The organism is Tolypothrix sp. VBCCA 56010, assembly GCF_050875635.1.
Taxonomy (GTDB): domain Bacteria; phylum Cyanobacteriota; class Cyanobacteriia; order Cyanobacteriales; family Nostocaceae; genus Hassallia.
On the sequence record NZ_JBPAOH010000021.1, the window covers coordinates 1 to 17,049 of the forward strand.

Sequence of the window (17,049 nt, forward strand, 5' to 3'; positions counted from 1 at the left end):
TCTCCTTGTCTCCCCCTCTCCTTGTCTCCTTGTCTCCCCCTCTCCTTGTCTCCTTGTCTCCCCCTCTCCTTGTCTCCTTGTCTCCCCACTCCCCTTTCCCCTCGTCAAATTGCCCAATGCCCCATTTGTTGTAAAATTAATCTTGGCGTTAAGGCGCACTTAAAAAGCGTCATCGAGTTGTTCCTTGCTTGTAAGCCTACCCATCAGGAGTGAGGGTATAGGGCAACGTCTCTAGCGCGATCGCGTCTGTTGGAGTTCTCGCTTTATTTAACGCTCTTGAAATCGAAGATAAAAAATGAGACTTCTTGCTAAAGTACCTGACGACTAGTCATGTTGCCGTCTAATTACTATTAAAGCCTGCACGGGCTTTTAATGATAGGCGATCGCGCCAACGGCATGACTGAATTTCGGGGCTTTGTTTTTATAGCAGCTACTTAAGCATTAATCTTCGCTAAAGCAAGCAGTCTATTTTTTCAAAAAAGCAAGTCAAATGAGGAATGGCTGTGGAGATACTTGTAGAAAAGCAACTAGGTGTAAATGTTAATATGAAAATTGGCGATCGCGTCCGCGTGAAAGAATCCGTAATAGTTTATCATCATCCTGAACATCGCGGTCAGGGTTTTGACATCAAAGGCTCAGAAGGCGAAGTAGTGCAAATTGCAACCGAATGGAAAGGTAAACCGATTAGCGCTAACCTGCCCTTTGTAGTAAAGTTTAGTAAAAAATTTAAGGCTCACTTACGTGATAATGAGCTAGAAATAATATAATCTAAATTTCTTATCGGCGGCGAAACAAACGGAAAATATTTAATTCGCCGCGCATTTTTTCTAAGTCTTGACGGTTGCGTTCTGCTGTGATATAATACCATTCACAATGACGCTTAAACTCTGACCGCGCCCGAACTTCGTGATAAAACTCATGGGTAGTTTGGTGAGCGGCAAAGGTTTCCTCAATTTCCGGTTGAGGAATGCGAAGAATATAGGGTAAGTTTTTATTCATTTTTTATAGATACCCAGGGATTTAGGATTTTCTAACTATTGAAATTATAGCGATTTATCAATCGCCCTCACGCCCGCGAAGGGTGGAAACAACGCGGGTACGCAAACAAAACCCGCGATTAGGCGGGTTAAAATAGTCAAGTATTTTTTAAGACATTGATACGCTTGCGTATTTATTTAGCTACTTTCGGTTTGTAGTAGTGAGGATTATAAATTATGAATTATTAATTATGAATTACAAATGAAAGCTTTGTTTTGTGAGTTTTTTCAAAGCCAACCGCGTAAACGATAGACAACAGTACCAATGTACTCTTTTAAAGCTCTGGTAAATTGCTGTAAATTGTCACTATCGGGAAACAAATTTAAGATAGCGGCTTTGGGGGTGTTGGTGAGTTCTTGGATATCGCCTTGACTGATGAGAAAATCAGTAGGTGCAGGAATAACATCAATTCCTTGACGCTTGAAGATAAGTAGCGATCGCGGCATATGCATTGCCGAAGTGACTAACAATACCCGATGAATACCACGAGCCGCGAGAATTTTCCGGACATTTACGGCATTTTCATGAGTATTGAGAGAGTCAGGTTCTTGGACAATTGCCTCTGTTGGTATACCAATAGAAGTAAGAATTGTTGCCATATCCGCTGACTCTGGGGAACCGCTGCCGCGCCAATCGATACGACCACCACTGAGAATGATTATGGGGGCTTTCTTTTGGCGGTAAAGTTGAGCGGCGTAAATAACGCGATCGCCTGTTTCACTTAAATCTACACCAGGACGTGGCGGAGTCGCTGATTTAGTTGCACCACCCAAAACCACAATTGCTTCAGAAGAAGGTATTTCCGTGGGGAGATTTTGCCATTCAAGCGATCGCACCAAAGAGTGAGAAACCCAAGCATTACCAGAAACTAGCAATACAGTTAATGCCAGTGCGATCGCCATAGCTGCCATGCGCGGTCTTTTCCACAGCAGAAACAGTGAAAACAGCAAAAAAACGCAAGCTAACCCAAGCGGGTAAAAAAACAGCGGTAGTAACTTAGAGAGGTATAAAAACATAATTGGGAATTGGGCATGGGGCAATTGTTTAATGGGCAATGGGCAATGGGCAATGGGCAATGGGAATAAAAAGAAGCTAGACGTATTTCACAAAGGGACTATGCCCGATGCCCACTTGGACGATGCCCAATGCCCCATGCCCAATGCCCAATGCCCAATTACTACCTTTCCCAAAACCGAAAATTGAAACCTCCACGAGAGCGACGGAAACGACGAGTGGGTCTGCGTTTCCGTTTGATTGCTCTTTCGTTTGGGAGTTGTCCTTCGACTTCTTCTGAACCTTCAGCTGCCAGTTGAGTTTTAGTTTGTTCTGTGGTTTCCCACCAAGCAATAATCCAGCCCCCACCTAAACCGGCTAATGCGCTTAACAAAACGCTCATCGGTGCTGGATACCCCAAAAACAGAAAACCAAGTAGAAAAAATAACCAGTATTTCAATCCAGCATCAATGCCTTCAGCCGAGCCTAAAGTAGGGGCTTGGGGACCGCTTCTAGTTGCTGTTGTCAACCCGCCTAAGGCTATACCGCCCAATATACCTAAGAAGATACTTAGGGATGCTGGTGCGCCGGTCATGGAAAATATGAGTGTTAAAAATAAGCCAAAGACGAGTTGAGAAAAGAAAGCTTGAGAGATGGTAATCAGACCGCCGAAGTCGTTCTTTTTTTCTGCCATAAGTTTAAATTTATTGGCGAATTACTTCTTTTAATTGTGCCTGTTGTGGTTGAGTTGTATCCAAAATTTTCAGGTAGGGTTTTTCTTCTTCGGTGAAAGGTTCAGCCAAGTTAAGTTGTGATTGTAATAAATCAACTGTGGCATCGGCAATATCACCAGTGCGATCGCGCAACCGTTGTTCCAAAACTTCTATCGGTGCGGTGCATTGAATAATTTGTAGGGGAAGTTGATGTTTATTAGCTTGGGCGATCGCTTCTTTTCTCAACTTCTGTTTGTCATACTTGGCATCCAAAATCACCGTATAACCTTGATTTGCTAGTATAATTCCCAATGACAGCAACCGTGCATAAGTTTTCTCCGTCATCTCAGGTGTATACAAATCATCACCACCGCGTTCTAAAAGTGGAATTCCCGCCAAATGTTTCCGCACCGCATCCGAACGAATCAGAATTGCTCCTAATTCGCGAGATAATAACTTAGCTACGGTACTTTTACCAGAACCCGACAACCCCGACATCAATATTAATTTTCCTTGCTTGGGTTTAGTATAATTCCAAGCCAGTTTATAATACTCAGCTGCGGTTTTTGCTGCCTCTTCTTTCACATCTGCGGGAACACTTGGATCGTCCAACAAAAATGATGTCACCTTTGCCCGAACATACGCTTGACGGTTTAAATATATCGGTAATACTTGTAACCCTTCCCAATCGCCAGTTTGCTCTAAATAAGTATTCAAGTAGGCATTACTCAAATCTTGTCGTTGCTCTGCTTCCAGATTCATCACAGCATAAGCAATATCGAACATGACATCAACAAAGCGAAACGCTTCGTTAAACTCAATGCAATCGAAGAGTAAAATTTTATCTTGCCACAAAGCAATATTTCTTAAGTGCAAGTCTCCGTGACATTCGCGAATGAAGTTATTAGCGATGCGACTTTTAAATAGTTCCGTGCGATCGCTAAAAAAGTTATCTGTATATTGCTTTGTTTCGTCAAACTGCGTCTGCGTTTGAGGACCACCAATATATTTTTCAGATTGCTCGTAATTCTCGTCAAACGCTTCTCGAACTTGAGCAACTTCGCCAAAAGTGCGAATATAATCATTGGTTTCAGTTTTCGCGTGATATTCAGCTACAACTTGTCCCAAGTTTTCCAAATCTGTTTCATTTAACTTACCCTGTTCAAATAAAGCGCTAAATAAAGTCTCTTGAGGAAATTGCTGCATTTTCAACACATATTCTACAGCTTCTCCCGTTCCCCCCAGATGATATTGATTATCCGTCAGAGTAATAGGCAAAACTTCTAAATACAGTTCTGCTGCACCTCGCTGATTTAACCGCAATTCTTCTTGAGAAAAATGCTGCCGTTTTTCCAAAGTTGAAAAGTCTAAAAAGCCAAAATTCATCGGCTTTTTTACTTTATAAGCATAATCCCCAGTTAGCAGCACATAAGAAATGTGCGTTTGAATCAGTTGAATTGGTTCTGTTACCGCATGGGGATAAAACCCAGGTTGCAACATCTGCTCAATTAATGCTGGAACAGAAACTGTCATTTTTTAGCGTCCTTGGCGATTTGGCAATTCAAACATAAAAAAACCAGGAGTTACCCCCTGGTATTATCGACAACTATTATATACTTCAGCTAGCTTCAGATTCTGTTTCAGACTCGGTTTCTGTCTCTGTTTCCGATGTAGCCTCAGTTTCAGCCTGAGCTGCTTCGAGTGCAGCTTCTTTTTCTGGCGTGATTTGTGGTGGCAAAATGCTAACAGCAACTTGCTCTGCGTCATTGAGAACTGTTAAACCTTGGGGCAATGGTAGCTGATTGATCTGCAAGCTGTCGCCAACTTTCATGTTAGAAACATCAACTTCAATTGCCTCTGGGATGTTCTCCGGTTCGCAACTGACTTGCAATTCGTTAAACACGGTGTCTAACAAACCACCTTCTAGTTTAACCCCGGCAGCATCTCCGACAAATCGCAGCGGTACTTCTACTGTAGTCGGACCGTGACCTGCTACCGCAAAAAAGCTGAGGTGGAAAGGAGTACGTTTTGCTGGATGAATCTGAACTTCCCGCAACAAAGTTTTGCCTTGCCAAGGGATATCAGTAATTTTCAAATCAATCAAAGTGTTGTTGACTGAACCTTTTTTCAGCAAGCGCTCAACAGTTTTGGCATCAATGGTTAAAGAGATAGACTCTGTACCTTTGTGACCGTATAAATTCGCAGGAATTCGCCCAGAACGGCGCAAAGCATTGGGTTTGCTATTTTCTGGACGCTTTTGACATTCAATTGTGAGATCCATACAAGTTGGGGAAAAGGTAATTGGGAATTGGGCAATGGGCAATGGGCAATGGGCAATGGGCAATGGGCAATGGGCAATGGGCAATGGGCATTGGGAATTAGGAATGCGTTTTTTACGATTACCCATGCCCCATGCCCCATGCCCCATGCCCCATGCCCCATGCCCATTGCCCCATGCCCCATGCCCTATTAAGCACTTAACAAAGTGGCTGGTGTGCCGTCGGCGTGCAATAATGCGCGTTTGGGACCGTGAATTGGGTCTTCTACGATGATAGTTTGATCGCGGCTGGCTCCGAGGGAGACGATCGCGATCGGGACTTCGATTAATTCTGCTAAGAATTTTAGATAGTCCAGCGCTTGCTTCGGCAAGTCTTCTAAAGTGCGGCAGTCACTTGTTGACACCTGCCATCCCGGCATTGTTTTATAAATGGGGCGACAGCGTGCAAATTGACGAGCGCTAGAGGGGAAGTGATCGCAACGTTCGCCATCTATTTCATAAGCGACACAAACTTTAATTTCCTTCAATTCGTCGAGGACATCAAGTTTGGTAATCGCCAGACAATCCATACCGTTAATTCTAGCGGCGTAGCGACCGATAACGGCATCAAACCAACCGCAGCGGCGTTTGCGTCCGGTGGTTGTGCCAAATTCGGCACCGCGATCGCATAACAATTCTCCCACTTTTCCGTCTTGTTCGGTGGGGAATGGTCCTTCTCCTACTCTGGTGGTATACGCTTTCGATACCCCAATTACCCGGTCTATCATTGTCGGTCCTAACCCTGTACCAACGCAAGCCCCCCCTGCTACGGGGTTCGAGGATGTTACATAAGGATAAGTTCCATGATCTAAGTCGAGAAGCGTACCTTGCGCTCCTTCAAACAAAATATTGCGCCGTCGCAGCACCGCATCGTATATTTTTAATGAGGTATCAACTACATAAGGTCGCAACCGTTCTGCATACCCCAAATACTGCTCTATCACCTCTTGGGTATTTAGGGGCGGCAAGTTATAAAACTTTTCCAGAATTGCGTTTTTATAATTAATCGTCCACTCTAACTGTTCGCGCAACCCGATTTCGTCCATCAAATCTAACATTCTGATACCAATACGCTCAGATTTGTCAGCATAAGTTGGACCAATACCCCTACCTGTTGTGCCGATTTTATGATTTCCCCGTCGTTCTTCGGATGCGGAGTCAATCAATCTATGGTAAGGCATCGTTACATGAGCCGTCTCAGAAATCAGCAGATTGCGAGTGGATATATTTAGTTTTTCAAGTTGATCGAGTTCTTCGATGAGAACCTGTGGATCGATTACCGTTCCGCAGCCAATTATGCACTCGGTATCTGGATACAATATACCAGAGGGAATTAAGTGCAGTTTAAAGGTTTGATCGTTAACTACAATCGTGTGTCCAGCATTCACACCCCCTTGGTAACGTACAACAACGTTTGCGGAGCGGCTGAGTAAGTCTGTTATTTTACCTTTTCCTTCATCGCCCCACTGGGCGCCTATGACAATGACGTTAGCCAAGCGTTTATTAAAGAGCTAAAGTTTTCACAAACTCTTATTATCAACAGATTGTCTGACTAATGTCAAGCTTATTCAATCGGATTTTCCGAAAAAGTCACTGATTCGTTGAAAGCAACTACAAGAAATTTATCAGTTATCAGCGTTCAATTATGAGTTTCATCTTAATTTTTGTAAATTTATCAACTAAAGTTAGTTTCTGACTACTGAGAACTATTAATTTATATTAAAATTGTTAGGATCTTATCTGGCAGTATATATATCAAAAATCGTCAAAATAAAGCCAGAAATTTCCAAGAGAAAAGTGTGCCAAATACTATCTGGGAGAATCAAACAGTAGCTTAATCAAATAAACCAATTTTGATTAAATGTAACTAAGGCGACATTTTTCTGAATGTTGAAATTGCTATTAAATTTACTAAGGTTTGAAAATTGGGCATTGGGCATTGGGCATTGGGCATTGGGCAATGGGCAATGGGCAATGGGCAATAGGCAATGGGAATTGGGAATTAGGAATGCGTTTTTTACCATAACCCATGCCCCATGCCCAATTCCCAATTACCTTTTTCCTGTGGGAGTGCAAGAACTGATTACGCGATCGCTACAGATGCACTTTCTTGTCAAGATTATCAAAGTGTAAGTAAAAAAACTCACACATGTATCAAAGATTATCCGGCAAATAGCAGTATATTTCTTAACTTGAGCCGCAAATTATCTCAATAAACAAACATCCAGAGAATCAGAAATTTTATTGTCGAAACACATGTTTGAAGCCGCTCGGCAGTCAATTATATCTCCTAGAGATAAGCAAATGACAAATAATATTCAAATGCTAGTTCTCGACATTGAGTCAACACAAAAGTTATCAGAGCAAATGTTGCCTAAATTGTTTCCCAAAGAAACAAACAGAAAGTTGTCAAAAAGGCAATTTGCTGGAAGCATAAAGGCGATCGCTAAATTTTTCATCAGCAAGAGCGCAGATTTAGCGCTTTTCGCAATTTTGTATAAATTGCTTATACATTATATCAGCCAACTGAAACAAGCAGAACAGAAAATCCGCGAACAAGCAGCGCTGCTGGATGTGGCAACTGACGCAATTTTCGTAAAAAATATCCAAAACCAGATTTTATTCTGGAATAAAAGCGCGGAACGTTTGTATGGCTGGAAAGTTGAGGAAGCTGTTGGTAAAGATGCTTTGGCGCTTTTGTACGAAGATTTACCGCTTCCTCAGTCAGCGCTTTTAACTGTAATTAAAAACGGTTCGTGGCAAGGTGAATTAAAACAAGTACAAAAAAATGGTGAGGAAATTCTAGTAGAAAGTCGATGGACTTTGGTACGTGATGAATTTGGGCAACCTCAATCAATTTTGACTGTGAATACAGAAATCACGCAAAAGAAACAACTAGAAGCAGAACTTTTGCGATCGCAACGTTTAGAATGTATCGGCACTTTAGCTGGTGGTATTGCCCACGACCTCAACAATGTGTTAGCGCCGATTTTATTAGCAGTTCCTTTATTGCAGATGAAATTGTCCGATCCGCAAAGCGAACACTTGCTAAAAATGTTAGAAAAGAATGTCAAACGCGGAGCAAATTTAGTTAGACAAATCTTGTCTTTCGCACGCGGTATCGAAGGCAGACAGACAAATGTTTCAATGAACTCTTTGCTAACAGAAATTGAAGACATTATCACCGGAACATTCTCTAAATCCATCGCTTGCCATACACACATATCAGACAATCTTTGGCATGTGCAGGGAAACGCTACCCAACTGCATCAAGTACTGATGAACTTAGTTGTCAACGCCCGCGATGCCATGCCCGACGGCGGTATAATGACGATTTCAGCAGAAAATATCGTCATTGATGAACATTATGCGAAAATGCATATCGACGCCCAAGTGGGTTGTTATGTTGCTATCACCATTGCGGATACGGGTATAGGGATACCGCAGACAATTCAAGAGCGAATTTTTGAGGCATTTTTTACTACTAAAGAAGTAGGAAAAGGTACAGGTTTAGGACTTTCCACAGCACTGGGCATTATTAAAAAGCACGGTGGATTTGTTAATTTATACAGTGAAGTTAATAAAGGAACGCAATTTCAGATTTACTTACCTTCTTCCACCAAAGTAGAAATCGATCCGCCTTCTGTTGAACTAAAACCACTTATGGGAAATGGCGAATTAATTTTGGTAGTGGATGACGAAGCTGCAATTCGCGATCTGACTAAATCATCTTTAGAAACATATAATTATCGGGTGCTAACAGCCAGTGATGGAGTTGAAGCTGTAGCGATTTATGCCCAACATCAGCAGGAAATTAGTGTAGTGTTGCTAGATATGATGATGCCTTGGATGGATGGTGCGATCGCCATCCGCACGCTACAAAAAATAAATCCGAGGGTGAAAATTATCGCCATGAGCGGATTGTTATCAAATCAAAACATAGCCGAATCCGCCGGCACGGGGGTCAAAGCATTTTTATCCAAACCTTGCACAGTGAGAGAATTATTGCAGGCAATAGGGCATGGGGCATAGGGCATAGGGCATGGGGCATGGGGCATAGGGCATAGGGCATGGGGCATGGGGCATGGGGAATGGGGCATGGGGCATGGGGCATGGGGCAATGGGCATGGAAAGAATCGTATTTATTCACCGATGAGCAAACTATTTCTTCTTTAATTCCCAATGCCCATTGCCCATTGCCCATTGCCCATTGCCCAATGCCCAATTCTCAATGCCCAATGCCCAATGCCCCACTCTTCTTTTCTGCGCTATTGTTAAGATTATTAGACTTTTTTATAATTTTTCCGGGAAAAGACCATTATGGCTTTATACGCTGAATTGCATAGACATCTGGGCGGTTCGGTTGTACCCCGTGTTCTGTGGCGATACCTAGAACGCAGTTCGTCAAAGTTACTTTCGCAGTTTGCTGACTATTCGGCTTTTGAAGAGTTTTTCACGCGATCGCGCAGTACTTTAGATGAGTATCTGGAATTGCACACTTTAGTTGAAAGCGTGCAAAATGCCGAAAGTTTGCCTTACTTTATCTATCGTTTGATGCGGGGTGCTTATATTTTTGAGAATTTGGCTTATCTAGAACTGCGCTATACTCCTTATCTCCGCACACCAAAGCATTTAAGTCAATCAAAGAGAATTGACAAAATGGCGGAAATTGTGGAAGTTGTTGGGCAAGCAAGTCAATTACAAGAATATCCGATTATTACCAGCCAAATACTTTGTATGCACTCGCGCTTACCTTATGAGGTGAATAAAGCGATTGTAGATTTAGCAGCACAAAATACCAAGTATATTTGTGGAATAGATGTTGCTGGTGGTGATAGCTATTATGCCGATCGCCTTTCTGAGTGGATTAGTTTGTATGATTATGCGCGATCGCTGAATGTCAAAACCACCGGACACCTTTATGAAACCACCGCTGGCTGCTATCCAGAATTATTACCTTATTTGATGCGGATTGGTCACGGCATCCAAATTCCGCTATTGTATCCAGAGTTACTTAAAGATGTAGCTAAACGCGGGCAGTGTTTGGAAGTTTGCCCGACAACATACTTAAAAACCGGTACTTTAGAGGATATACGTCAACTCAAATTAGTTTTTGACCGATGTTTTGATGCGGGGGTAGATATCGCTATTTGTACTGATAATGCCGGTTTGCATAATGTCCGTCTACCCTTTGAGTATGAAAATCTCTTAACTTACGACATTATTAATTTCCAACAGTTACAAGCTTGTCAAGATGCAGCTTTCCGTCATGCTTTTGCTTGGCCCTACGGTCAACGTCCGGCATCATTGTTGAATGGGTTGCTGAAACCCGAACCGATGAAAGCTTTAGCGATGCGGGATAATTAGGTACTAAGCGCTGAAGCGCTTTATAATTAGCGCTGAAGCGCTTAGTACGAAAAAATTTCTTTACAATTCATAAAATTTCCTAGCTGATTGTAAACAAATTTGCTTATTCTATTCAGTGCTTGGCAACTCGCCTACACTGAGATTTATGTCTTCTACGATTCAAGCTTTACCAACGGAGGTAGTATACCTCATTACAGCCGGAGAGGTAATTGACTCTCTAGCTTCTGTGGTGCGGGAATTGATAGAAAATTCCCTAGACGCAGGTGCAACGCGGATTGTAATTTCTGTATGGGCGCAGCAGTGGCGGGTGCGCGTAGCAGATAATGGTTGTGGGATGAATTTGGATGATTTGCAACAAGCAGCATCTGCCCACAGTACCAGTAAAATTCGCTCTTGTGCAGATTTGTGGCAAATTAACAGTTTAGGATTTCGGGGTGAAGCGCTGCACAGTTTGACGACTTTGGCAGATTTAGAAATTTTAAGTCGTCCGGCAAATTCTTCAAGTGGTGGATTTAGGGTTGTGTATGGCTATGGTGGGGAACCTGTCGTAGTGGAAGCAGCAGCGATCGCACCTGGTACAATTGTCACCATATCGAATTTATTCGGAAATTGCTCAACTCGTCGTCAAGGCTTGCCAACATCAGCTATTCAAATGAAAGCAGTGCAAGCGTCGATTTATCAAATCGCCTTATGTCATCCTCATGTTACCTGGCAAGTTTGCCAAAATGACCGTGAATGGTTCACTCTTTCACCAGCCGCCACAACCGGAAAACTGTTACCGCAAATTTTACATCAAGTTAAACAAGGCGATTTACAAGAACTAAAATTAGAATTACCCAATCCTCCTAACTCCTGTACAGACGACCCGGCGGGTCGTCTCTACCCTACTGCTAAATCCTCACTTTCATTGGTGATAGGATTGCCCGATCGCTGTCATCGTCGTCGTCCAGATTGGGTGCGTGTAGCAATCAACGGACGCATGGTAAAATCGCCAGAATTAGAGCAAACGATTTTCACAGGATTTCACAGAACATTACCACGCGATCGCTATCCAATCTGTTTTTTACATCTTTATATTTCCCCCGATCAAATTAACTGGAATCGCAACCCGGCAAAAACGGAAATTTACCTCAATGAATTAAGCTATTGGCAAGAACAAATATCCAGCGCGATTGAACAAGCACTTCGCATCGATTCTGTCAATATCAAAGAAGCAGTTCACACAACACGAGTTAGTAAATTAATCAAAGCCGCAGAAGAAAAAGGTGGTTATCATGTCAATCGTCCCAATCCCGACGATGGTAAGGGCGGGGTTTCCCCGTCCCTCAAAGCCGTCGCCCAAGTTAGCAATACATATATAGTTGTCGAACATCAAAATGGCATGTGGTTGGTAGAACAACATATTGCTCATGAGCGAGTTTTATATGAGCAATTATGCGATAATTGGCAACTTGTTGCTGTGGAACCGGCAATTATTTTATATCAATTATCACCAGCGCAAGTTTCGCAACTGCAACGCATCAATATAGATATAGAACCTTTTGGTGAACAACTTTGGGCAGTTCGTAACGTACCCGCAATGTTACAGCAAAGAGACGATTGTGCAGAAGCAATTTTAGAACTTAGTTGGGGTGGTGACTTACAAACAGCACAAGTAGCCGTAGCTTGTCGCAGTGCAATTCGCAACGGTACACCCCTAACTTTGCCAGAAATGCAGACACTATTAGATGATTGGCAACGTACCCGCAACCCGCGCACCTGTCCCCACGGACGCCCGATTTATCTATCTTTGGAAGAATCAGCCTTAGCGCGGTTTTTCCGGCGTAATTGGGTGATTGGGAAGAGTCACGGGATTTGATTTAATGTTTAGGCGATCGCATAAAATAATTGTGGTATTGGAGAGAGCGATCGCACAAAATAATAAACAGGAAAGGAGGGTGTAAATAATGCAAGCTGACAAAATATCGGAGCAAAGGTTAATTGAAAAAATACGTCATCTAGTTCCCGAACAAATGGTACTAGTTGAAAATTTTATTGATTCTTTATCTAAGCAAAATACAGATGTTAGCCTCACTCTAGCTGCTGCAAAGCTTTCTGAACCAGCTTTACATAAAATCTGGGATAACCCCGATGATGCTGAGTATGACCAATTATAAGTTTGGTGATGTTGTTTTAGTACCGTTTCCTTTCACTGACCAGACTACTACTAAAAAACGCCCAGCAGTTATTATTAGTTCTACCAATTATCAACGCGAACGTTCAGATGTGGTGTTGATAGCTGTCACAAGTCAAGTAAATCCAGCAACCTCTTTTGGTGAAATGACAATTACTGAGTGGAAAGCGGCTGGTTTAATTAAACCTTCAATTATTAAACCAGTTTTAACTACCATTGACAAAAAACTAGTGATTAAAAAGTTAGGAGAACTCCAGGAAGTTGACACTCAAGCATTACGTAATATTTTGCAGGTTATTTTAGGTGGGTAGATGCGATCGCACTAAATATCATGTATTGGAAAGCGCGATCACCCTCTTAGTGATATTGATAGAAATAGGCGATCGCATGAAATAATCGTGTAATAGAGAGTGCGATCGCTTCTTCTATATCCACTCTAAGAAGTCGTGGATATGAATGACGTGTGGTGGAGAGTCCGATGCCTGCGGCGGGCGGAGCCATCGCATGAAATAATCGAGTTATGGAAAGTGTGATAACTCAGTTAAGCCTACGGCTATCGCCTAAAATAATCGTGTCATCAAAAGTGCGTAGTTTACCGCCGTAGGCATCGCTCTATATCATCGTCTAAGGGAAAGTGCGTTAGGATTCGCGCAGCGTCTGGTGTATCAAGTGTGACTAAATTGAAGATTATCTCTACTCAATGTAGCTACATGGGTAAAGCAGTTCTTCTTCTGATATTAAGTTTCCATCATTTGTCATAACTTGACCATTAGAGTAGTACCAAGTTGCTCCTTTTTTTCCTGCATGAAGTGTCATAACTTTACCATTAGAGTAGTACCAAGTTGCTCCTTTTTCTCCTGCATGAAGTGTCATAACTTTACCATTAGAGTGATACCAAGTTGCTCCTTTTTCTCCTGCATAATGTGTCATGACTCGACCATTGGAGTGATACCAAGTTGCTCCTTTTTTTCCTGTATAATGTGTTATAACTTGACCATTGGAGTAGTAGAGAGTGTTCCCATTGCCTGTTTGGGCTACTTTGCATAACCTATCTAGTTCTCTAGAATTGTTACTAATAGACGACGTATCAGAAGTATTAGAATTTACTTTACATAATTTAAAAGCCCGTTCAACTGACTCGGAGTTATAAAAAGTACCTATAGTCTCAAGAAAACATTTTCCTGGTGCTGTAGATGTAGCTCTTTTACATACCATAGCTGCTCGTTTGGCAACTTGATTATCATAAAAAGTAGGAAGTGCTGCTTTAAAACATTGAGCTGGTATGGTAGATGTAGCTCCTTGACACATCCATGCTACTAAATCAGCCGTATACGAATTAGTAAAGGTAGGTAGTGCTTGTTGATAACATTGCTGGGGATTTGCTTGGGCAGATTTAATATTTATTGTAAATAATCCTAAAAAATTAAGTAGGATTATTACCCTTAGAGATTGCCAAAAGTTCATTTAATTTTTAAGACTTATTGAGTTAAGAAAAATGTAGCGATCGCCTAAAATCATCATGTCACCGAAAGTGCGTAGTTTACCGCCGTAGGCATCGCACTCTTTGTAATATGGATATAAATAGGCGATCGCCCAAAATCATCGTGTCGGGAGAAAGTGCGTAGTTTACCGCCGTAGGCATCGCATGAAATCAGCGTGTCATCAAGAGTGCGATCGCTTAAAATAATCCTGTCATCGAAAATGCGATCGCATAAAACCATCATGTAATCGAAAGCGCGATCGCATTAAAGAATCGGGTTATGGAAAGTGCGATCGCCCAAAATAATCGAGTCATAGAAAGTGCGATCGCTTCCCCTAGATCCCCGACTTCTTAAAGAAGTCGGGGATCTAAAGTCCAAAAAAGGGAATACTAAAGGCAACATCCCAGATTCAAAGCCTATGCCGCAAAGACGGATTCCCTTGCAAATTGGCAACTTTTACCATGTCTACAATCGGGGGAATAATCGCTCCTCGATTTTCTTTGAGCGTGAAAACTATGTTTATTTTCTCCGGTTGATAAGAGAACATCTCATCACTAATGCAGTAGATATTGTTGCTTATTGTTTAATGCCCAATCATTATCATTTTTTGGTCTATCTGAGAGATGAAACCCTGTCTGATGGGATGAAATCCCTCTCACTCTCATACACAAAGGCAATTAATAAGCGTTTTAATCGTTCTGGGGTGTTATTTCAGGGACGGTTTCAAAGTATTCATGTTTCACAAACTGATTATCTTGTCAATCTCTCACGCTATATTCATCTCAATCCGGTGAAAGCAGGACTCGTGCAGCAACCTGAAGAATGGGAGTTTTCCAGCTATTTGGAATATGCAGGTTTACGAGCGGGAACACTACCCAAAACAGAGTATGTCAAGATGCAGATTCAGGAACAATCAGCTTATCAACAATTTTTGGCAGATCATAACCTACCTGATAGCGCTGGTTTCAAAAGACTGCTGCTGGATGATTAGCCTGGGATAGATCCCCGACTTCTTTAAGAAGTCGGGGATCTGATGACGTGTGGTGGAAAGTGCGATCGCCTGACTTTCTTAAAAGTTACTACCTAATGACTATCGCGCTTTGCGATCGCTTCCCCTAGATCCCCGACTTCTTTAAGAAGTCGGGGATCTGATGACGTGTGGTGGAAAGTGCGTTAGCGTTCCGGCAGGGTGTCCCGTTCGGACTCAGCTTACCGTTAGGTATCGCATGAAATAATCGGGTTATCGAAAGTGCGATCGCTTTACTTTAAGGATTAGGGGGCACCGACATACCTTGCTCTACCTAGCGAAAATGAGATGGTCTGTCCTTCTACAGCAGCAAAATCTACACAATCAATCCATCGCCCTTGTCTGTTGCTGAAAGTGTTGTCAGCTACTAGACAAGCTTTGTATTGTTGACCAAACTTTAATCTATCTGTTACCAAGCGTGTTCTATCTCTATTCGTTGTCACATTTGAGTTCAAAATGTCGATTTTTGCACACCCTCCAGTTCTTTCGTTGATATTGAACTTAGGATCAGAGCAGATATTTAGATAAACAGCGCCGCCTGAAGCTGTAAAATCCCAGACGAATCTCATTTTTGCTGCCTGTTGCGCCTGAGCCTGACCTATGTGGGATGTAACTCCTAGCCCCAAACTTGTAAGGAGAAGAAGTGATTTTATGGCAGTGAATTTTTTAATCATATATACCATGCTTTATAAGTAATAAACAAAACATAGCCAAAGCTCTCACCTCAAGTCACCTAATGAGCGTTAGCAACATCATTAGCAATTTCCGCAACACAAAACCCCAGCTAGACCAATACAGCAAATAACATCACAGCAAAAAATTCAACAACCAAACAATAAACAATGAGTTTGGTTGTTGAATTTTATCTGATGACTAGATATATAAAGCTTGTAAAATAGTGATTTGAGAAGTTAACTTGAAATATTCCCTAACTGCCCAGGTGACACTACGGGAATTTCCCCACTTACACTCCCCAGATACATCACGGGTAACAATTACATCTAATCCGTGCGCTATTGCACAAGCATATTGCACCGCATCTTCAAAGTCTCGGAAATTAAAAGCGATCGCTTGACTTTGTACCTTTAGCAATACCCCGCAAACGGGATAAATTGCCTTTTTTCTTCGCAGGAGAAGTTTCTTGTTGTAGCGATTCCAACAGAGTTTGTACTAATTGCCAACGTTCATTAATCGGCAATTGCAGTGCTTGTTTTTGCAATTCTGGCAAAGTCATAAGCGTATCCGGTTCATCCACCTTCATTGTAAAGCGATCGCCTGGTACAGAGTGCGTTACTCCCAGCTAGATGCCTAAATGGTAATTTGCACAGATTCCCAAGCGATCGCGAAGTGCAGATGCCTAATCTTGATGAAGCTACCAGTCCTTATATTCACTGAATTATAAAGATTACATGTAGTTTCTTGCCTGTATAAACACTGTTAGCCTAATATCTATTAGTAAAATTTATTCTGACCATAAGTGTAATGGCATTACATCCTCATCCACGAAGCGATGATTTAGCGGAGAAGTTCGCCGAAGCAAGCGAGTGTTGGAACCTAGAAAAGTTATACCGAGATATTGCGGATGCCAAGCAGCAAGAAAGACGCAGGCAGTGCAAACAACTGACTCCGACTGAAAAAGCTTGTTTGCGGGGATTACTTAGTGGTTACAGTCCAACTGAGATTGCTACGGAGCTTAACCGCGAACGGCGATCGCAATCTTTTAAATCATCAATTTGAAGGTTTGTCACTTTTAAAAGCTGAGGTGATGTACTGGACTTGTATTAATCGGGAACCTGTAAAAGTTAGCGATTTACAAGATGATTCGGATGCTGAGTTTTTAGCTAGTGTTACAGACCAAACAGTCCGATGGAAGTATCTTCAATCGCAAGCGTCTTAAAACTTTACATGGTCATACCTGTGAAGTCTCCATACTTGCTTTA

Annotated in this window: 27 protein-coding genes; 13 read left to right on the forward strand and 14 right to left on the reverse strand. The window is 42.1% G+C overall.

All coding sequences use genetic code 11. The annotated features are described in order from the left end of the window. The first annotated feature begins 497 nt into the window (after positions 1 to 497). Positions 498 to 767, forward strand: a complete 270-nt coding sequence (locus AABK37_RS09865) for a ferredoxin-thioredoxin reductase variable chain (protein WP_432551392.1) — start codon at positions 498 to 500, stop codon at positions 765 to 767. A 10-nt stretch (positions 768 to 777) separates the two neighbouring features. On the opposite strand, the gene AABK37_RS09870 is transcribed toward AABK37_RS09865, so the two are convergent. After that, entirely contained in the window at positions 778 to 999 is a 222-nt protein-coding gene (locus tag AABK37_RS09870; RefSeq protein ID WP_432551393.1) for a hypothetical protein, read from the reverse strand. Positions 1,000 to 1,265: 266 nt separating this feature from the next. Beyond that, on the reverse strand, positions 1,266 to 2,054 hold the full coding sequence (locus AABK37_RS09875) for a YdcF family protein (protein WP_432551464.1): 789 nt from the start codon (positions 2,052 to 2,054) through the stop codon (positions 1,266 to 1,268). Positions 2,055 to 2,085: 31 nt separating this feature from the next. Here AABK37_RS09875 and AABK37_RS09880 point away from each other — a divergent pair, with 31 nt between their 5' ends. Then, entirely contained in the window at positions 2,086 to 2,241 is a 156-nt protein-coding gene (locus AABK37_RS09880; protein WP_432551394.1) for a hypothetical protein, read from the forward strand. Here AABK37_RS09880 and AABK37_RS09885 read toward each other — a convergent pair. From AABK37_RS09885 to AABK37_RS09895, 3 genes are all read right to left on the reverse strand, one after another. Further along, positions 2,216 to 2,725: a hypothetical protein gene (locus AABK37_RS09885; protein ID WP_432551395.1), complete on the reverse strand. Its 510-nt coding sequence runs from the start codon at positions 2,723 to 2,725 to the stop codon at positions 2,216 to 2,218. The genes AABK37_RS09880 and AABK37_RS09885 overlap by 26 nt on opposite strands. A 10-nt stretch (positions 2,726 to 2,735) precedes the next feature. Continuing rightward, the gene (locus AABK37_RS09890; RefSeq protein WP_432551396.1) at positions 2,736 to 4,277 is read right to left on the reverse strand and encodes an AAA family ATPase; all 1,542 of its coding nucleotides are present in this window, start codon (positions 4,275 to 4,277) and stop codon (positions 2,736 to 2,738) included. Between the two features lie 85 nt (positions 4,278 to 4,362). After that, complete coding sequence (locus AABK37_RS09895) at positions 4,363 to 5,109, reverse strand: 50S ribosomal protein L25/general stress protein Ctc (protein WP_432551397.1); 747 nt, start codon at positions 5,107 to 5,109, stop codon at positions 4,363 to 4,365. Between AABK37_RS09895 and AABK37_RS09900 the strand changes: the two genes are divergently transcribed. Then, positions 5,095 to 5,217, forward strand: a complete 123-nt coding sequence (locus tag AABK37_RS09900; RefSeq protein WP_432551398.1) for a hypothetical protein — start codon at positions 5,095 to 5,097, stop codon at positions 5,215 to 5,217. The genes AABK37_RS09895 and AABK37_RS09900 overlap by 15 nt on opposite strands. On the opposite strand, the gene AABK37_RS09905 is transcribed toward AABK37_RS09900, so the two are convergent. Together AABK37_RS09905 and AABK37_RS09910 are read right to left on the reverse strand one after the other, a co-directional pair. Beyond that, a complete protein-coding gene (locus AABK37_RS09905; RefSeq protein ID WP_432551399.1) occupies positions 5,214 to 6,557 on the reverse strand; it encodes an adenylosuccinate synthase in 1,344 nt (447 codons plus the stop codon). The two genes, AABK37_RS09900 and AABK37_RS09905, sit on opposite strands and share 4 nt — an antisense overlap. Positions 6,558 to 6,972: 415 nt before the next feature. Continuing rightward, a complete protein-coding gene (locus AABK37_RS09910) occupies positions 6,973 to 7,092 on the reverse strand; it encodes a histidine kinase (protein ID WP_432551400.1) in 120 nt (39 codons plus the stop codon). 5 nt (positions 7,093 to 7,097) lie between these two features. On the opposite strand from AABK37_RS09910, the gene AABK37_RS09915 reads away from it, so the two are divergent. Both AABK37_RS09915 and AABK37_RS09920 read left to right on the forward strand, forming a co-directional pair. Beyond that, complete coding sequence (locus AABK37_RS09915) at positions 7,098 to 7,277, forward strand: hypothetical protein (protein ID WP_432551401.1); 180 nt, start codon at positions 7,098 to 7,100, stop codon at positions 7,275 to 7,277. An 88-nt stretch (positions 7,278 to 7,365) separates the two neighbouring features. Next, positions 7,366 to 9,093: a hybrid sensor histidine kinase/response regulator gene (locus AABK37_RS09920; RefSeq protein ID WP_432551402.1), complete on the forward strand. Its 1,728-nt coding sequence runs from the start codon at positions 7,366 to 7,368 to the stop codon at positions 9,091 to 9,093. On the opposite strand, the gene AABK37_RS09925 is transcribed toward AABK37_RS09920, so the two are convergent. Then, complete coding sequence (locus AABK37_RS09925) at positions 9,064 to 9,189, reverse strand: hypothetical protein (protein ID WP_432551403.1); 126 nt, start codon at positions 9,187 to 9,189, stop codon at positions 9,064 to 9,066. The genes AABK37_RS09920 and AABK37_RS09925 overlap by 30 nt on opposite strands. On the opposite strand from AABK37_RS09925, the gene AABK37_RS09930 reads away from it, so the two are divergent. From AABK37_RS09930 to AABK37_RS09950, 5 genes are all read left to right on the forward strand, one after another. Beyond that, complete coding sequence (locus AABK37_RS09930; protein ID WP_432551404.1) at positions 9,174 to 9,398, forward strand: hypothetical protein; 225 nt, start codon at positions 9,174 to 9,176, stop codon at positions 9,396 to 9,398. The two genes, AABK37_RS09925 and AABK37_RS09930, sit on opposite strands and share 16 nt — an antisense overlap. Further along, positions 9,382 to 10,428 carry an adenosine deaminase gene (locus tag AABK37_RS09935; protein ID WP_432551405.1) on the forward strand — a complete coding sequence of 349 codons (1,047 nt, stop codon included), beginning with the start codon at positions 9,382 to 9,384 and terminating at the stop codon, positions 10,426 to 10,428. The genes AABK37_RS09930 and AABK37_RS09935 overlap by 17 nt, the downstream gene beginning before the upstream one ends. Positions 10,429 to 10,573: 145 nt before the next feature. After that, positions 10,574 to 12,286: a DNA mismatch repair endonuclease MutL gene (mutL, locus tag AABK37_RS09940; RefSeq protein WP_432551406.1), complete on the forward strand. Its 1,713-nt coding sequence runs from the start codon at positions 10,574 to 10,576 to the stop codon at positions 12,284 to 12,286. Positions 12,287 to 12,374: 88 nt separating this feature from the next. After that, positions 12,375 to 12,584, forward strand: a complete 210-nt coding sequence (locus AABK37_RS09945; RefSeq protein WP_432551407.1) for a toxin-antitoxin system, antitoxin component, Xre family protein — start codon at positions 12,375 to 12,377, stop codon at positions 12,582 to 12,584. Then, positions 12,571 to 12,912: a type II toxin-antitoxin system PemK/MazF family toxin gene (locus AABK37_RS09950; protein ID WP_432551408.1), complete on the forward strand. Its 342-nt coding sequence runs from the start codon at positions 12,571 to 12,573 to the stop codon at positions 12,910 to 12,912. The genes AABK37_RS09945 and AABK37_RS09950 overlap by 14 nt, the downstream gene beginning before the upstream one ends. Before the next feature lie 46 nt (positions 12,913 to 12,958). Here the strand turns inward: AABK37_RS09950 and AABK37_RS09955 are convergent, their stop codons facing one another. From AABK37_RS09955 to AABK37_RS09965, 3 genes are all read right to left on the reverse strand, one after another. After that, positions 12,959 to 13,102, reverse strand: a complete 144-nt coding sequence (locus AABK37_RS09955) for a hypothetical protein (protein ID WP_432551409.1) — start codon at positions 13,100 to 13,102, stop codon at positions 12,959 to 12,961. 192 nt (positions 13,103 to 13,294) lie between these two features. Further along, positions 13,295 to 14,065 carry a hypothetical protein gene (locus AABK37_RS09960; protein ID WP_432551410.1) on the reverse strand — a complete coding sequence of 257 codons (771 nt, stop codon included), beginning with the start codon at positions 14,063 to 14,065 and terminating at the stop codon, positions 13,295 to 13,297. Positions 14,066 to 14,118: 53 nt separating this feature from the next. Further along, a complete protein-coding gene (locus AABK37_RS09965) occupies positions 14,119 to 14,325 on the reverse strand; it encodes a hypothetical protein (RefSeq protein WP_432551411.1) in 207 nt (68 codons plus the stop codon). Between the two features lie 175 nt (positions 14,326 to 14,500). On the opposite strand from AABK37_RS09965, the gene AABK37_RS09970 reads away from it, so the two are divergent. After that, the gene (locus AABK37_RS09970) at positions 14,501 to 15,073 is read left to right on the forward strand and encodes a transposase (protein WP_432551412.1); all 573 of its coding nucleotides are present in this window, start codon (positions 14,501 to 14,503) and stop codon (positions 15,071 to 15,073) included. A 281-nt stretch (positions 15,074 to 15,354) separates the two neighbouring features. Here AABK37_RS09970 and AABK37_RS09975 read toward each other — a convergent pair whose 3' ends face one another. From AABK37_RS09975 to AABK37_RS09985, 3 genes are all read right to left on the reverse strand, one after another. Continuing rightward, the gene (locus AABK37_RS09975; protein WP_432551413.1) at positions 15,355 to 15,783 is read right to left on the reverse strand and encodes a hypothetical protein; all 429 of its coding nucleotides are present in this window, start codon (positions 15,781 to 15,783) and stop codon (positions 15,355 to 15,357) included. A 199-nt stretch (positions 15,784 to 15,982) separates the two neighbouring features. After that, complete coding sequence (locus AABK37_RS09980) at positions 15,983 to 16,201, reverse strand: PIN domain-containing protein (RefSeq protein ID WP_432551414.1); 219 nt, start codon at positions 16,199 to 16,201, stop codon at positions 15,983 to 15,985. Continuing rightward, a complete protein-coding gene (locus AABK37_RS09985; protein WP_432551415.1) occupies positions 16,167 to 16,370 on the reverse strand; it encodes a hypothetical protein in 204 nt (67 codons plus the stop codon). The genes AABK37_RS09980 and AABK37_RS09985 overlap by 35 nt, the downstream gene beginning before the upstream one ends. Positions 16,371 to 16,591: 221 nt before the next feature. On the opposite strand from AABK37_RS09985, the gene AABK37_RS09990 reads away from it, so the two are divergent. Next, positions 16,592 to 16,846, forward strand: coding sequence for a hypothetical protein (locus AABK37_RS09990; protein ID WP_432551416.1), 255 nt, complete (start codon positions 16,592 to 16,594; stop codon positions 16,844 to 16,846). A gap of 4 nt (positions 16,847 to 16,850) precedes the next feature. Beyond that, a complete protein-coding gene (locus tag AABK37_RS09995) occupies positions 16,851 to 17,006 on the forward strand; it encodes a hypothetical protein (RefSeq protein WP_432551417.1) in 156 nt (51 codons plus the stop codon). Positions 17,007 to 17,049: the final 43 nt, after the last annotated feature.